At 62.8% G+C, this 15,652-nt stretch carries 10 protein-coding genes; 9 read left to right on the forward strand and 1 reads right to left on the reverse strand.

The genetic code is table 11. From position 1 onward, the window contains the following. Positions 1–33: 33 nt before the first annotated feature. The 3 genes from ABWW33_RS18125 to ABWW33_RS18135 all read left to right on the forward strand — a co-directional run bounded on the left by ABWW33_RS18125 (position 34) and on the right by ABWW33_RS18135 (position 5,503). Positions 34–1,560, forward strand: a complete 1,527-nt coding sequence (locus tag ABWW33_RS18125; protein ID WP_353403098.1) for a tryptophan halogenase family protein — start codon at positions 34–36, stop codon at positions 1,558–1,560. Positions 1,561–1,679: 119 nt separating this feature from the next. Then, positions 1,680–4,070 carry a dockerin gene (locus tag ABWW33_RS18130; protein ID WP_353403099.1) on the forward strand — a complete coding sequence of 797 codons (2,391 nt, stop codon included), beginning with the start codon at positions 1,680–1,682 and terminating at the stop codon, positions 4,068–4,070. 230 nt (positions 4,071–4,300) lie between these two features. Next, on the forward strand, positions 4,301–5,503 hold the full coding sequence (locus ABWW33_RS18135; RefSeq protein WP_353403100.1) for a helix-turn-helix domain-containing protein: 1,203 nt from the start codon (positions 4,301–4,303) through the stop codon (positions 5,501–5,503). Positions 5,504–5,562: 59 nt separating this feature from the next. Here the strand turns inward: ABWW33_RS18135 and ABWW33_RS18140 are convergent, their stop codons facing one another. After that, positions 5,563–6,360, reverse strand: a complete 798-nt coding sequence (locus tag ABWW33_RS18140) for an IclR family transcriptional regulator (RefSeq protein ID WP_353403101.1) — start codon at positions 6,358–6,360, stop codon at positions 5,563–5,565. A 248-nt stretch (positions 6,361–6,608) separates the two neighbouring features. Here ABWW33_RS18140 and ABWW33_RS18145 point away from each other — a divergent pair, with 248 nt between their 5' ends. The 6 genes from ABWW33_RS18145 (at position 6,609) to ABWW33_RS18170 (ending at position 15,647) form a co-directional block, all read left to right on the forward strand. Beyond that, positions 6,609–7,955, forward strand: a complete 1,347-nt coding sequence (locus ABWW33_RS18145) for an aspartate aminotransferase family protein (protein ID WP_353403102.1) — start codon at positions 6,609–6,611, stop codon at positions 7,953–7,955. Positions 7,956–7,971: 16 nt separating this feature from the next. Then, positions 7,972–9,423: an aldehyde dehydrogenase family protein gene (locus ABWW33_RS18150; protein WP_353403103.1), complete on the forward strand. Its 1,452-nt coding sequence runs from the start codon at positions 7,972–7,974 to the stop codon at positions 9,421–9,423. Between the two features lie 28 nt (positions 9,424–9,451). After that, the gene (locus ABWW33_RS18155; RefSeq protein ID WP_353403208.1) at positions 9,452–10,090 is read left to right on the forward strand and encodes a cytochrome b; all 639 of its coding nucleotides are present in this window, start codon (positions 9,452–9,454) and stop codon (positions 10,088–10,090) included. Between the two features lie 86 nt (positions 10,091–10,176). Beyond that, entirely contained in the window at positions 10,177–11,544 is a 1,368-nt protein-coding gene (locus ABWW33_RS18160; protein ID WP_413449566.1) for a DUF1329 domain-containing protein, read from the forward strand. Positions 11,545–11,592: 48 nt separating this feature from the next. Further along, positions 11,593–13,245, forward strand: a complete 1,653-nt coding sequence (locus ABWW33_RS18165) for a DUF1302 domain-containing protein (protein ID WP_353403104.1) — start codon at positions 11,593–11,595, stop codon at positions 13,243–13,245. Between the two features lie 5 nt (positions 13,246–13,250). Continuing rightward, positions 13,251–15,647, forward strand: a complete 2,397-nt coding sequence (locus ABWW33_RS18170) for an efflux RND transporter permease subunit (protein ID WP_353403105.1) — start codon at positions 13,251–13,253, stop codon at positions 15,645–15,647. The last annotated feature ends 5 nt before the right edge of the window (positions 15,648–15,652 follow it).

Below are 15,652 nucleotides of genomic sequence, written 5' to 3' on the forward strand. Positions count from 1 at the left end.
ATGACGTGACTGATTGAGCAAGGAGTAGCTGAGATGAACGAGCAAGCGATTGGTAAAATTGTCATCGTCGGCGGCGGCACCGCCGGCTGGATGAGCGCTGCGGGACTGGCGCGTGTGCTGGGAGCATCGTGCCGGATCACGCTGGTGGAGTCGCCGGAAATCGGCACGGTGGGCGTGGGCGAAGCGACATTGCCGACGCTGCCGTATTTCAACCGCTCGCTCGGCATCGACGAGACGGACTTCATCCGCAAGACGCAGGCGACCTTCAAGCTAGGCATCGAGTTCAAGGACTGGGGCCAGGTTGGCAAGCGCTTCTTCCACGGCTTCAGCGACTACGGTCCGCCGGTCCAGGGCCGTTCGCCCTATCTGCACTGGATGCGGCTGGCGCGCGAATTCAAGGACATGCCGCCGTTCGAGGAATGGTCGATCACGGCGATGATGGCGCGCCGGCAGCGCTTTGCGCCGCCGTTCGAGCTGGTGCCGGGCGCCGGGCCGGCCTATTCCTACGGCTACCATTTCGACGCCGGGCTGTACGCGGCCTATCTGCGCGAGTACGCCACGCAGCGCGGCGTGCAGCGCGTGGAAGGCATGATCACCGAGGTGGAACAGCATCCCGAAACGGGCTTCATCACCGCCGTCAAGCTGCGCGACGGCCAACGCATCGAGGGCGAGCTGTTCATCGATTGCTCGGGCTTCCGCGGCCTGCTGATCGAGGGCGTGTACCAGGCCGGCTACGACGACTGGAGCGCCATGCTGCCCTGTAACAGCGCGCAGGCGGTGCCGTGCGCCAAGGGCGAGCAGATCACGCCGTACACCATCTCGACCGCGCGCCCGGCAGGGTGGACCTGGCGCATCCCGCTGCAGCACCGCACCGGCAACGGCTACGTGTACTGCGACGGCTTCACTTCCGATGCGCAAGCGGGGCGGCTGCTGCTCGATAATCTGGACGGCGAAGCGCTGGGCGAGCCGCGCCAGCTGCGCTTTACCGCCGGGCGCCGCCGCAAGTCCTGGATCAAGAACTGCGTTGCGGTCGGGCTGTCGGGCGGTTTCCTGGAGCCGCTCGAGTCGACCAGCATCAACATCATCGAAAACGCGGTGGGCTGGCTGGTGCAGTTCTTCCCGGACCGCAGCTTCCGTCCCGAGCTGGCGAACGAATTCAACCGCCTGGTGTCGGAGCGCTACGCGTACGTGCGCGACTTCATCATCCTGCACTACAAGATCACCGACCGCAGCGACTCCGAGTTCTGGCGCTATTGCGCCAACATGCCGATTCCGGACACGCTGCGGCATCAGATCGAACTGTTCCGCGAAACCGGCCATGTCATGATTTACGACCAGCAGGGTTTCCGTGAACAGTCCCACCTGGCGATCCTGACCGGGCTCGGCGTGCAGCCCAAGGCGTACGATCCGCTGGCGGAGCTGCAGGATCTGCGCCAAGTGCAGGCCCACTTCTGGAATCTGCGCAATGCGATCGCGCGCGCGGTGGACGGCATGCCGGACCACGCGCAGTTCGTGCACAAGCACGTGGCGGCCGCTCCGGTCCGGCAGACCGCCGCATAGGCCGTGCTGATGCGGCGTCGTGGCAGATTTCATTTCCGTATTTGCCCATTTTAGTAATTGTGAGGCCCGCCCGGCGTACGTATGCTGCGGGCACTATCCATCCATTGTGTGAGGTGTAAATGCGTGTTCGTCATCAATCGCCTGAGCTGAGCGCTCGGATTCGCCGGCTGGCCGGTCTGTCGGCCATGGTGCTGCTGGCAAGCTGCGGTGGTGGCGGTGGAGGCGGCGGACCGGCGCCGGGGCCGGCCCCATCCCCGACACCCACGCCGGCACCTGCGCCCACGCCAACCCCGACGCCAACGCCAACGCCAACGCCAACGCCAACGCCAACGGCGGCCGCCAGCTGGAAAAGCGTGAAGTGGGGCGGCGGCGGCTATGTCTCCGGCCTGATCTTCCATCCGACCTCCGCGAATGTGCTGTACGCACGGACCGATATCGGCGGCGCCTACCGCTGGGACCAGGCCGCCTCGGCCTGGACGCCGGTCACCGACGGCTTGGGTTTCGGCGCGGCCGAGAGCCGCTTCCACGGCATCGAAAGCATCGCCCTCGATCCGAACAACGACCAGCTGGTCTACGTGATGACCGGCATGTACACGTTCGAGGGCAACGGCCGCCTCTATATCTCCAGCGACCGCGGCGACCACTGGACCCACGTCGACGTGCCGTTCGCGATGGGCGGCAACAACCCCGGCCGGGCCATGGGCGAACGCCTGATGGTCGATCCGAACAAGCCGTCCATCCTGTTCTACGGCTCGCGCACTGCCGGCTTGTGGAAGAGCGGTGATGCGGGCCGGAGCTGGAGCCAGGTCAGTTCGCTGTCCCCGCTCAAACTGAGCCCGGATCAGATCAGCGCCGCGGGCGGCGGGATGGGGATCGACCTGGTGCTGTACGACACCGGGACCAAGGGCAGCGGCAGCGCTACCCAGACCATCTACGCCGCCATCGCGCCGGACTATGCCGGCGCGGCGGGACTGAGCTCCAGCCTGTACAAGTCCGGCAACGGCGGCGCCAGCTGGACGCCAGTGCCGACGCCGGTGTCCGGCTACCACATCCCGCACATGGTGCGCGCCGCGGACGGCATGTTCTACGTCGTGTTCACCAAGGATGCCGGGCCGGGCGCCGGCGGTCCCGGCCGCTTCTACAAGTTCGACGGCAGCAACTGGACCCTGCTGAAGAGCGAGGATCCGCTGAACGGCACCAACTTCGGCCTCGGCGGCGTGTCGGTCTACGGCAGCGGCGCGACCACCCGTATCGCGCTGGGCGTGAGCAATTCCTGGGGCAGCTGGAGCGGCCAGCAGATCGTGCAGCTGTCCGACGACGGCGGCCAGACCTGGCGCGAAATCGAAGCCACCATGCCGGGCGAAACCGCCTCCGGCTGGGTTGACGATGTCGAGATCGATCCGTTCAACCGCGACCACATCCTGCACGTGCACGGCGGCGGCATCGTCGAGACCAGGAACGCCTCGGCGGCCACGCCAAGCTGGAGCGGCGCGGTCGCCAATATCGAGGAAACCGCGACCCTGGCCTTGGCGGTGGGGCCGGCCGGCGCACCCTACAAGTTCATCAACAGTGCGGGCGACATCGGCACCTGGGTCGAGACCGACCTCGGCACCAAGCCCGGCATGGGGCCCGCCAGCAACTGGAGCAACGGCAACGCCGCCGACATGGCATGGAACGATCCGCTGTATATCGCCGGCGCGGGCGTAGCCAACTGGTCCGGCGCGGGCGGCTTCGGCTTCTGGTCCGGCGACGGCGGCAAGACCTGGTCGAACTTCGCGACCCTGCCTGCCGGTGCGCAGGCCAATACCAGCAACGCCGGGAACCTGGCGGTTCCGTCGCGCAACAACGTGGTCTGGGCGCCGGCCAACTCGGTGCCGTCCTACACCACCAATAGCGGCGCGAGCTGGGCCGCGACCAACCTGCCGGCGCTTGCCGTGGTGGGACAGAACTGGGACCGCGGCTATCGCCTGGCCGCCGACCGCAAGAATCCGAACAAGGTCTATGCCTACGATTCGGGCGGCGCGGCCTGGGCCACGGCGGGCAAGGTCTACGTCTCGACCGATGGCGGCCATACCTTTGCGCTGAGCCAGGGCTCGGTGGCGGCGGGCCTGGCGCCCAACGCCTGGGGCAGCACTTCGATGGCGGTCAACCCCAACGCCGAAGGCGACCTCTGGCTGGCCGACGGCAACACCGTGTACCACTCGCTGGATGCGGGCGCGAACTGGACCAAGCTCAACGGTTTTGCCAGCGCCAACGGCACGCAGGGCGCCAGCATCGTGGCCCTTGGCAAGGCGGCCTCCGGCGCTGCGTACTCGGCCGCGGTCTACGTGGTGGGGGCCATGAACGGCGTGTGGGGCATCTACCGCTCCGATGACGGCGGCGCCAACTGGACCCGCTTCAACGACGATGCGCATCAGTACGGCGGCATCGGCGTGCTGGCGGCGGACCAGAACATCTACGGCAGGATCTACTTCTCCGGCACCGGCCGCGGTCTGATCTACACCAATTAATTTCACCTGATGTCAGGTCGGCGCCGCGCGCGGCAGCCGGCTTGCGCATGGCGCGCGGTTGCCGGCAACGGAGGCCCCGCGCCTCCGTTTTTTTCAAGGTGTCCGAAACCCGGTGTCAGGTCTGACATTCCATGCCCTGAGTGTGGCTGGTGAGGGAAAGAAACTGTTATGATGCGGCATCGCAGCCGGCAAAATAGCCGGCGCGGGAAGAAAGTTCGGGACCGTATCGTATGCATGAATTCTACAAGAAGGCGCTGCTCGCGTTCATTTTCCTGGTCATTGCCGACGCGCTAGTGGCGTGTATGCTGGTGTATCAAAGTTATCTGTCGCTGTCCTTGCTGCCAGCAAAGAACGAAGACGCGCGCTGGCACTACGACACCTATACCGACGTCGCCACCGGCGGGTCCTCGACGGTGCGCATGCATGACGGCTCGCGCGAGCGCATGCGGTTTGACTTCCGGTTGACCAACCAGGACCATTTTCCCTTTGCGTCCGTCCAACTCATGTTTGATGACGGCAAGGGGAAGCTGGCGCATGCGGATTGGTCGAAGTATGCAACGGTGACCTTCCTGGCCAAATGTGCGCCGGCCAACTCGATGTTCCTCGGGATTTCCACCCTGGACGAGAAATTCTCCAAGCCAGGCGATTTCCTGACCTACCGCTCGCCCGGCACCTATTTTTCCTGCACCGAACAGGGTGTGTCGGTATCGCTGGACCTGAACCGTTTCACCCAGCCCGACTGGTGGTTCGCGGCGATGAAACTCGAATTGTCGCAGCAGGCCTACAAGCTGGACCATGTGGCAAAAATGCTGTTCGGGACCAGTGGCAACAGCCCCCGCAACAGGGACTCGTACCTGGAAATCAGCGAGCTGACTTTGCATGGACGCGATTACCGTTATCTGGTGGCGCTGGCGATTGTCATCGTGTCCAGCCTGACCATCTTTGCCATCTGGTTTTTCCTGGCTCATACGCGCGCGCTGACGGCAAGCATGGATTCGAAAATGAAAAAGGACCTGCCCTTGATGGCGTATCGCCAGTTGACGCTGGAGCCGTATAAAGACAAAGAAAAAGCGTCCATATTGCGGTTTATTGCGACCAATTACACGGACCCCGAATTGGATCTGGAACGCGTCATGAATGAAACTGGCGTCAACCGCAATAAAGTAAATGAAGTCCTGAAATCCGAACTGGACATGACATTCACCAGTTACCTGAATAAACTCCGGCTGACCGAGTCCGCCCGGTTATTGGCCGAGGCAAGCAGCGCAGCGGTGGCGGAAATCGCCTATTCCGTAGGTTACGCTAACGTGTCGTATTTCAATAAGCTGTTCAAGGAAGAATACGGCTGCACGCCGAAAGCTTTCCGCTCCATTGCAAAGCAGCAAGCACCCGCATCGCCCCCGCTAGCTTCCCCCGTCGATGCCTCGGCCTGAGCATTCGCACTCTTTGCAGAACCAATCGATGAAGGGCAGCCGATGCGGCTGCCCTTTTTTCATTCCATATCCAAACCGCCTGATGGCTTGGCCGTTGCGCTCTGCGCGTCCATGGCGACGTTTGCCGGAAGCATGTCGCCGACACGCGTCGCCGCGCCCATGACAAGTTGACCCAGGAACACCTCGTTGTAGAGGCAGAAGCGCTCGTGGCTGAACACGAGCGTCATGCTGCCCGCGACGGTCCCGTCGCGGTACAGGATCGGGGCTGCCACGCCATCGACGCCGTAGTCCAGTTCGCCGTGCGACACCCAATACCCATGGTCTTTGATTGTCTGCATGTGTACTTTGAAACTTTCCCAGTCGGGCCCGATGGCGCCGACATCCGCTTCGTGCTGATGCATTTTCCAAATTCGCTTCAGGCGCGCCTGCTTCAGGTGGGCCAGGATGACTTTGGAACTCGCGCTGCGGAAGGTGGGCACGGCCTTTCCGCGGCTGTAGGTCAGGGCCAGCTCCCTGTCGTCGCCCTCCTGATGAATGTTGATGATCTGGCTGTCGTAGATGGTTGCAAGCAGGCCGATGCCGCCGGTACTGGCGACCAGTTCGGCCAGGACGTCGCGACCGATATTCAGCAGCGGGTCGGTCTCCCGGATCTGATAGTCCAGCTGGATGATGCGGGGCCCGAGCCCATACGCCCCCATGTTGCTAACGAGTAATCCTACCTCCATTAATTCCTTGATATAGCGATAGCACGTCGTGCGCGTGAGTTTCAGCTCGTCCGCGATGGTGTCGGCGGTCAGTGCGGTGTGTTCCTTCGAGAACAACCCAAGTATGGAGAGCATCCGGGTGAGACTTGACATATAGGAAGGTGGCGAGGCGTTGGTGGGAGGGTAATGTTGGCTATTGTACTGCGCCGGAGTCCCTTCGGCTGGGGGCTGTTTATTTATAGTTTCAAATTGTGGGATTGCGACAAGTGTTGTTTTGCGGTCCACGCCTCTGACACCGCCCAACGCGCCGACTTCACGATGTGCTGATTTGGGATAACGCTCGGAACGTCCAAGGCCTAGACTCACTTCAATAGCACTAGCCTGTAATCAAGGAGTCTCGCATGGCCTACCAGGATTCTCGTTTTTGGCATCCGATGATGCATCCCGCCGCAATGAAGGAGCGTGAACCGCTGCGCATCGTACGTGGCGAAGGCTGCCATGTATTCGACGATGCGAACCGAGAATTCGTCGACGCGGTCGCAGGGTTGTGGAATGTGAACGTCGGGCACAACCGCCCGGAGGTCAAAGCGGCGATCACCGCGCAACTGGACGAACTCGAGTACTTCCAGCTCTTCGATGGCGTGTCGCATCCCCGCGCGGAGGAACTCTCGGCGGAACTGGTCCGCATGCTGGCGAAGGAGGGCATGCAACGCGTCTTCTACGGCTCCAACGGTTCCGACGCGACGGAAACGGCGCTCAAGCTGGCGCGCCAGTACTGGAAGATCGCGGGGCAGGCCGAACGCACCAAGTTCATCGCGCTGAAGCAGGGCTATCACGGCAGTCACTTTGCCAGTGCCGCGCTCAACGGGAACGCGGTCTTCCGGCGCAGCTACGAGCCCAATATGCCCGGCTGCTTTCATGTGGAAAATCCCTCGGAGTATCGCAATCCGTTCACCACCGACCCGGAAGAGCTGGGACGCATCTGCGCCATGCTGCTTGAGCGCGAAATCGAGTTCCAAGGTCCTGCCACGGTGGCCGCCTTCATTGCGGAGCCGGTCCAGGGCGCCGGCGGCGTGATCGTCCCGCCGGCGAACTACTGGCCAATGGTGCGCGCCGTGTGCGACAAATATGGGGTCTTGCTCATCGCTGATGAAGTCGTCACCGGTTTCGGCCGTACGGGCAATCTGTTCGGCTCACGCGGTTGGGGCGTGAAACCCGACATCATGTGCTTCGCCAAGGGAATCACGTCAGGGTATATCCCACTGAGCGCGACGGCGCTCAATGCGCGCGTGGCGCAGGCCTTCGACGACAGCGCCGACGCCTCCGGCGCCATCATGCACGGCTACACGTATTCCGGCCATCCCGTCGGCTGCGCCGCCGCGCTCGCGAGCCTGAAAATCGTGATCGAGGAAGAATTGCCGGGCAACGCGGCAAAACAAGGAGGCTACCTGCTGACGGCGCTGCAATCCTTCGTCGGCCGATTCGAGGCTATCGGCGAGGTGCGCGGCAAGGGGTTGATGCTGGCCATCGATCTGGTCAATGACAGGCAGACCCGCGAGCCGGTCAGCCCGACCTCCGGATACGCCTATGCCGTCGCGGAAGCCGTGCGCAAGCACGGCGTCATCGTCCGCCCCGTCGGCAGCCAAATCATTCTATCGCCGCCACTGGTGATCCAGCGCGAGGACGTGAACCGCATCGTCGAGGCGCTGGAGGCCGGTTTTAAAACAGTGCCATTTAACCGCACATAATTCATTCGGAGTTCTCATGACGTTAAACCTCAAGCATTTCATCGACGGCCAGTCCGTCGATGCCTCCGACCGGGCGACGATGAATCTCGTCAGCCCCGTCACCGAACAGGCTTTTGCAACGGCCGCAAGCGGCACAAGGGAGGACGTGGACCGCGCCGTCGCGGCTGCGCGTGCGCAACTCGACGGCGGGGCGTGGAGCCAGTTGCCCGCCGCCGCGCGCGGCAAGCTGATGAATCGCCTGGCCGACCTGGTCGAACGCGATGGCAAATTATTGGGCGACATGGATGCCCAATGCATCGGCCGCTCGCCGATGGAGCCGCAGATGATGGACGTGCCCAATGCCGTCGGCACGCTGCGCGCGGCGGCCGGCTGGGCCGACAAGCTCGAGGGACGCACGATCCCCACCGGCGGCTATATGGGCGTGAAGACGCTCTCCTATACCCGGCTTGAGCCGGTCGGCGTGGTGGGCGCCATCGTTCCCTGGAACGCGCCGTTGATGATCACCAGCTGGAAGCTCGCCTCGCTGCTGGCCGCCGGATGCACCGTGGTGATCAAGCCGTCGGAGGAGACCCCGCTGTCGGCCCTGCACCTGGCCGCCTTGTGCAAGGAGGCCGGCTTCCCGGACGGCGTGGTGAACGTGGTGACGGGATCGGGCGCGGTGGTCGGCAGGGCGCTGTGCGAGCACCCCGACGTCGACAAGATCACCTTCACCGGCAGTCCCGACGTCGGGCGGGAGATCCAGCGCGTGGCCGGTTCGATGTTCAAGCGCGTCACCCTGGAGCTCGGCGGCAAGAGCGCGCAGATCGTGTTTGATGACGCGTCGATCGACGATGCCGTGCGTGGCTGCGCGTTGGGCCTGTTTGTCAACCAGGGCCAAGTGTGCGCGGCGGGAACGCGCATCCTGGTTCAGCGCGGCGTCGCCAAGCGCTTTACCGAAGCCCTGGTACAGGCCGCGTCCCAGGTGCGGGTGGGCGATCCCGCGCAGCCGGGTGTGACGATGGGGCCGGTGGCCAAGAAAGGGCAGTTCGAACGCGTCAACCGCTACATCCAGCAGGGCATAGACGAGGGCGCGACGGTATTGGCGGGCGGCGTATCCGTGCACGAACGCGGATGGTTTGTCCGCCCGACCATCTTCGGCAACGCCGGCAATCAGATGAGCATCGCCCGCGAGGAGATTTTCGGACCGGTCGGCACCGTGATCGAGTTCGATACCGAAGAGGAAGCGATCGCCATCGCCAACGATTCGAGCTACGGCCTCGCGGCGACCGTCTGGACCACGAATCTGGCGCGCGCCCACAAGGTGGCGCACGCGGTCAAGGTGGGGGCGGTCGGGGTGAACTGCTGGAGTCCCCTCGATCCGAACCTGCCGTGGGGCGGCGTGAAGACCAGCGGCATCGGACGCGAGTGCGGCCTGACGGGCGTGCTGTCGTACACGGAAGAGAAAGTGATCACGGTGCTGCTGCCTTGATCCGCATACGTCTTATGGAGGTGGTTTGATGATCTTGAAAAATACTCGTGAGCGCTTCGGCACTGTCGCCAAGACCTTCCATTGGTCGATGGCCATCGCGTTCATCGCAGCCTACGTGATTGTGTACTACGTGATCTGGTTTATCGACCCGGAAACGAGCATCAAGCCACCGCTGTTCGGCATGCAAACGGATGACACGTTGGTGATCCCGCTGCTCAACCTTCATTGGGTGCTGGGTATCGCGGTCGGGGTCCTGGTCGTTCCACGGCTGCTGTGGAGGATATGGAGCCCGGCGCCGGATCCGGTGCCCGGATCGCGGATGGAACACCAAATGGCGCGCCTCGCCCACTGGGGCCTCTACCTTCTCATGATCATGATGCCGGTGACCGGATACATGAATACCAACGACCCGACGAATTTTGGCGTCTTTGTTGTGCCGGCGTTCAAGGACACTTCCCTGTATCACTGGATAGCGGCCGAATTCGCGCTGTCCTGGAAGGACGTTGAAACGCCGATGGAAGCGGTCCATCGTTTCCTGGGGCATTGGGTCGCATGGGTAGTCGTCGCATTGCACGCATCCGCAGCGTTGTTCCATCATTTTGCGCGGCGGGACGACACCTTGACCCGCATGCTGCCGGGCGCAGGGACGCCCCCGAAACTGGATTAGCGGCAGCCCCCTTTGTATGTCGCAAGCTAATGAATTTAAGGAGATTTCAGATGATTTACCGACCTACCTCGCATGCTGGTTTCAAGATGAGTTTGATGGCCGCGTGTGCTTCCATCGCTCTGATGGCGGCGCGCCCGTCGACCGCCGCCGACGCCTCCATGCTGGATAAGACACTCACCCCTTCCGGCGCTGAAAAAGCGGGGAACAAGGACGGCACGATACCCGCCTGGCAGGGGGCGGAGCCGGCCTTGCCCGGCTGGAGCTGGGGCAAGCCGCGGCAAGAGTACTGGAAGAACAAGGGCGAAAAGGCGCTGTTCTCCATCGACGCCAGCAACGCGGATAAATACGCGGACAAGTTGTCGGCGGGGCAGCTGGCTATGCTCAAGCAGATCAAGGGCTACCGCATGGATGTCTATCCGACCCATCGCGTATGCGGCGTGCCGGATTTTGTCGCCGCGAACACGAAGAAGAACGTCGGCACCGCGAAACTCGGCCCGGATGGATGGAGCCTGAAGGAAGCCTATGTGCCGGGATATCCATTCCCGATTCCTTCCAGCGGCGTCGAGGCGATGTGGAACTCGAAAATGCGCTACCGCGGCGTCGGCATCAATTACAAGAATCTCACCACGGCGGCCTCGCCGCGGCGCGGATCCGACGAGTGGATCAAGGCCGGTTCGGACCAGACCGTGTTCCTGCCTTCCGGAGTCAAGGGATCGACCCTGCTCTCGACCCTGCCGCCGGTGGAGTTTTATGTCTACTTCGCCTATAACACGCCGACCGCGCTGGCCGGGCAGTCGCTGGCCATCACCCAGTACCTGAATCAAGCGGAGAACGAGACGTTCTACTACTTCCCGGGGCAGCGCCGGGTTCGACGCATGCCGTCGTATTCACATGACGCGCCGCAGATCGGGTTTGAAAACCAGTACACCCTGGACGAGCCCCAGGTGTTCAACGGCGCGCTGGACCGCTTCGACTGGAAGCTGGTCGGCAAGAAGGAAGTATACGTGCCGTATAGCGCGTTCGGCGCCTACGATTTCCGCGCGAAGTTCGAGGATGTCGCACAGCGCGATTTCATCGAGCCGGGCCACCGGCGCTATGAGCTGCACCGGGTGTGGGTGGTCGAGGCGACGGTCAAGGCCGGCATGCGCCACTCGGCGCCGAAACGAACTTTCTACCTGGATGAGGACAGCTGGGCGGCGCTGCTTGCCGATGACTATGACGGCCAAGGGAAGCTGTCCAAGGCCCGCGAGGGTTTCCAGATCCCCGTCTACGAGACCGGCAGCTGCGACGTGATGGCTTTTGTGCAGCACAACCTCACGGAAGGCCGCTACGTCTTCGATATCTCTTCAGTCGGCGCAGGACAGGACGTGCAGTGGGTGACCGAGCCGAATGGTCCCCGCTACAAGGCGGGATTCTATACATCGGAAAACCTCCGCGCCATCAGCGAGCGCTAACGGACATTTCCTCGGTGCGTACCAAACTGTCCTTTTAGGGAAAAAATCATGAAAAAAATAAATCCGCCGCTGTTCTGCACGATCGCCGCCCTGGCCATGTACGCCGATGCGGCGAACGCCACCACCTTCGGCACGGAAGCGATCACCGGCAGCATCGATTCGACGGTGTCCATCGGGACCGGGGTGAGGGCCGGCAACCCCTCGTGCGGCCTGATACTCAGCGGCGCCACGGGAGCGGGAGCGCCGGCGGGCTGCCTGGCGCCCACCTCCGCGCTGGGTGACCAGGGAGACCTGAACTACGCCAAAGGGGACCGCTTCACCACCTTCCTGAAGGGCACCCATGAGGTGTTGCTCAAGATGCCGGCCGAGGACGTGACCTTTATGACGCGTGTGCTCTGGACGAAGGATATTTCCTCGACCCACACCACCGGATATACCAGCGCGGCGGACCCGGGTCAGCCCGCGGTCTCCAACGGACTCTCGGACGCTGCGCGCGACGATCTGCGCTTCAAGGCGCGCCTGCTTGATTTCTGGGTCAGCAAATCCTTCGACCTGGGCGATCAGCGGGCGCGCGTTCGTGTCGGCAACCAGGTCATCAGCTGGGGTGAAAACCTGTTCCTGTCGGGCGGGATCAATAGCACCAACGCGGTCGACATCATGAAGCTGTCCCAGCCCGGCACGCAATTGAAGGAGGCGATCTTGCCCGCGCCCATGGCCAGTTTCGCCACCGGCCTGGGGCATGGCTTCAATTTCGAGGCCTACGTCCAGGCCAAATGGAATGAAAGTTATTTCCCTCCGACCGGCAGCTACTGGTCGGACGTCAACGGCCTGGGAAAGGGCGATTCCGCCTATGGACTGACCACCACCAAGGCGCGCAACGGCGGACAGTGGGGCGCCTCGCTGCGTTACCAGCCGGCGGGAACCCAGATGAATCTCGGCCTGTACGCGATGAATTATCACGACAAGGCACCGGCCTTCAGTTTCAATACCCACGACACGGGCGTGGTGGGATGGACTTTTCCTGAAGACCGCAAGCTCTTTGGCGCCAGCTTGAATTTCCCGCTGGGCGATTGGGCGATCGGTTCGGAATTGTCATACCGTCCCCGGGACGCCGTGGCCTTGAATTCCGCTGTCAGCGGATGCGCATCGCAGAACGGCAATTGCTGGGTCGATAATCATAAGGCGCAGGCCGCCCTCACGGGCTTGTATTCGGCGACACCGAGCAACGCCAAGGGCTTGCTCGACTTCCTCAAAGCCGACACCGCCACGCTGATGGTCGAGGCGGTGGGGATCTACTATCCCGGCTTGAAACAGACGTACGCCGGCGATCCGATATCGGCCGGTGGATGGGGCTGGGGGCAGGAGACCAATCCGCTCGGGACACCCAGGCCGGTGGGCACCAAGGCCTCCTACGGCTGGAATTTCGACTTCAGCTGGGTGTACGACGGGACCCTCGTTCCAGGCTGGCAGGTGGTGCCGGAGGTGTACTACTTCCAGGCCTTGAAGGGCCGGACGCCGAACAGCGCGGGCACTTTCATGGAAGGGGCGAAATCGGCCAATCTCACCGTCTCGTTCATCAAGAATCCGGCCAGCTGGCAGGCGGCGGTTAACTATTCGAAGTTCTGGGGCGGCTCCACCGTCTTCGATCAGCCGTATCGCGACCGTAGCTTCGTCGGCATCACCGTGTCCAGGAACTTTTAACTACCATGCGTATTGATCACGAAATATCCGGCAAGGAAGGATGGCTGATACGCGCTGTGCGGTGGCTGGAGACCTCTGTCTTCAGCCATCGCCTGCCGATCCTGGCCGGCCTGCTCGCGCTGACCGTCCTGATGGCCTGGTTTGGCATGCAGCTCCATATGGATGCCGGCTTTGAAAAGCAATTGCCGATTGGTCATGAGTACGTCCAGACGTTCCAGCAATATCGGGCCGATGTCCTGGGCGCCAACCGGTTGACGGTGGTCGTCAAGGCGCGCAAGGGGACTATCTGGACACCCGCCGCGCTGACCAGGCTCTACGAGGTGACGCAGGCGGTTTCGTTTCTTCCGAACATAGAGCGGCTGGGTGTCCAATCGCTGTGGACGCCGAACAGTTTCGTCAACGAGATCACGGAGGAGGGCTTTCGCGCCGATCCGCTGATCGACGGCACGATCACGCCGGAACGCCTCGATCCCGCGATTATCGCCAAGATACGGCAATCGGCGATCCAGGGTGGATTTGTCGGCACGCTGGTGGCGCGCGACGGCAGCAGCGCGATGATCACGGCGGAGCTGATCGAGTTCGACGCCAACGGCCAGAAGCTGGACTATGTCGCCTACAACCGGCAAATGGAGGACAGCATCCGCAGCAAGTTCGAAGACGCGAATTATGAAATCCAGATCATCGGCTTCGCCAAGCAGATCGGCGAGATCGCCGACGGCGCTTCCTCGGTGCTGGGATTTTGCGCCATCGCGCTGCTGCTGACCGCGCTGGCGGTGTATTGGTACTGCCACTCCGTCAAGCTCACGTTGCTGCCTATCGCTTGTTCGCTGACTTCGCTGGTATGGCAATTCGGCACCTTGAAGTTGCTGGGATTCGGACTGGACCCGCTCGCGGTGCTGGTGCCGTTCCTGGTATTCGCCATCGGTGTGTCGCACGGCGTACAGCAGATTAATTTCATTGTCCGCAGGATCTCGCAAGGCCGCACGGTGTTGGACGCATGCCGGGACAGCTTCACCGGCCTGCTGATTCCAGGCACGCTCGCGCTGGCCACCGCGCTGGTCTCGTTCGTCACGCTGTTGCTGATACCCATTCCGATGGTGCGCGAACTGGCGATCGCGGCGTCTTTCGGCGTCGCCTACAAGATCGTCACGAACCTGCTGATGTTGCCGCTGGCCGCTTCGTACATCCGTTTCAACGCGATGTTTGCTGCCGGAACGATACGCCGGCGCGATGACCGCGCCAAGTGGCTGAGGTTCCTCGCACGCATCGCCATACCCCGGAATGCCCTGGTGACCTTGATGGTGGCGGCCGTGGTGCTTGGATGCGCGGTCTGGCAAAGCCGCGACCGCGTGGTCGGCACCCTGCAGGCCGGCGCGCCCGAATTGCGCGCGGACGCCCGCTACAACCGCGACGCCTGGTCCGTCGCGTCGAACTACGACACGGGACTGGATTGGCTGACCGTGGTCTTTGAAGCGCCGGTGCATACGTGCGACAACGTGGCGCTGGGGGTGTTCCAGGATCAGTTCTCCTGGGCGATGCAGCCGGTCGCGGGCGTTCTGTCCGTGGAGTCGTACTCCGGCAAGCTGCGCCAATACAACGAAGGCTATAACGAGGGCAACCCCAAGATGAACGTGGTGCCCATCGACGCCGCGAACTACGCGGCCTTGTCCACCGAGGTCGCCAGGGTGCGCGGCGCGATGCGCAAGGATTGCAGCATGACGGCGGTGCACCTGTACCTCACCGACCACAAGGCGGCAACCATCAACCGGGTGATCGCACAGGTGAAGGCCTTCCGCGACACGCATCCGACTAACATCGCGACCATCCGCCTCGCGGCCGGGAACGCCGGCGTGCTGGCCGCCGTGAACGACGAGCTGGAGCGTAGCGAATTGCCGATGATGCTATACGTTTATGCCGCGATCATTATTCTGGTGTTCGTGGTGTATCGCGACCTGCGGGCGGTGGTGTCCTGCTGCGTACCGCTGACCATCGGGACCTTTATCGGCTATTGGTTCATGAAGGAACTGCAAATCGGCCTGACCGTGGCCACGCTGCCGGTCATGGTGCTGGCGGTGGGCATCGGTGTCGATTACGCGTTCTATATCTACAACCGCCTGCAGTTGCATCTGGCCGGCGGTCAGACGATCACCAAGGCGCTCGAAAACTCGTTGCTGGAAGTCGGTGTCGCGACGATCTTCACCGCGGTCACGCTTGCCATCGGGGTGGCGACCTGGTCCTTCTCGGCGCTGAAGTTCCAGGCGGACATGGGCAAGCTGCTTGCGTTCATGTTCATGGTCAATATGCTGACGACCATGACGGTATTGCCCGCGCTGGCCGTCTGGCTCGATCGTCTGTTCCCGCGCCGGTCGCCGCCGCGCGTTCCTGGTCTCTTGACTCATTAAGGGTA

Source organism: Duganella hordei, from assembly GCF_040369125.1.
GTDB lineage: Bacteria > Pseudomonadota > Gammaproteobacteria > Burkholderiales > Burkholderiaceae_D > Rugamonas > Rugamonas hordei.

Excerpts from the sequence above, each read along its gene's own strand:
- ABWW33_RS18125 (WP_353403098.1), top strand. The coding sequence starts at position 34 with ATGAACGAGCAAGCGATTGGTAAAATTGTCATCGTCGGCGGCGGCACC.
- ABWW33_RS18130 (WP_353403099.1), top strand. The coding sequence starts at position 1,680 with ATGCGTGTTCGTCATCAATCGCCTGAGCTGAGCGCTCGGATTCGCCGG.
- ABWW33_RS18135 (WP_353403100.1), top strand. The coding sequence starts at position 4,301 with ATGCATGAATTCTACAAGAAGGCGCTGCTCGCGTTCATTTTCCTGGTC.
- ABWW33_RS18140 (WP_353403101.1), bottom strand. The coding sequence starts at position 6,360 with ATGTCAAGTCTCACCCGGATGCTCTCCATACTTGGGTTGTTCTCGAAG.
- ABWW33_RS18145 (WP_353403102.1), top strand. The coding sequence starts at position 6,609 with ATGGCCTACCAGGATTCTCGTTTTTGGCATCCGATGATGCATCCCGCC.
- ABWW33_RS18150 (WP_353403103.1), top strand. The coding sequence starts at position 7,972 with ATGACGTTAAACCTCAAGCATTTCATCGACGGCCAGTCCGTCGATGCC.
- ABWW33_RS18155 (WP_353403208.1), top strand. The coding sequence starts at position 9,452 with ATGATCTTGAAAAATACTCGTGAGCGCTTCGGCACTGTCGCCAAGACC.
- ABWW33_RS18160 (WP_413449566.1), top strand. The coding sequence starts at position 10,177 with ATGAGTTTGATGGCCGCGTGTGCTTCCATCGCTCTGATGGCGGCGCGC.
- ABWW33_RS18165 (WP_353403104.1), top strand. The coding sequence starts at position 11,593 with ATGAAAAAAATAAATCCGCCGCTGTTCTGCACGATCGCCGCCCTGGCC.
- ABWW33_RS18170 (WP_353403105.1), top strand. The coding sequence starts at position 13,251 with ATGCGTATTGATCACGAAATATCCGGCAAGGAAGGATGGCTGATACGC.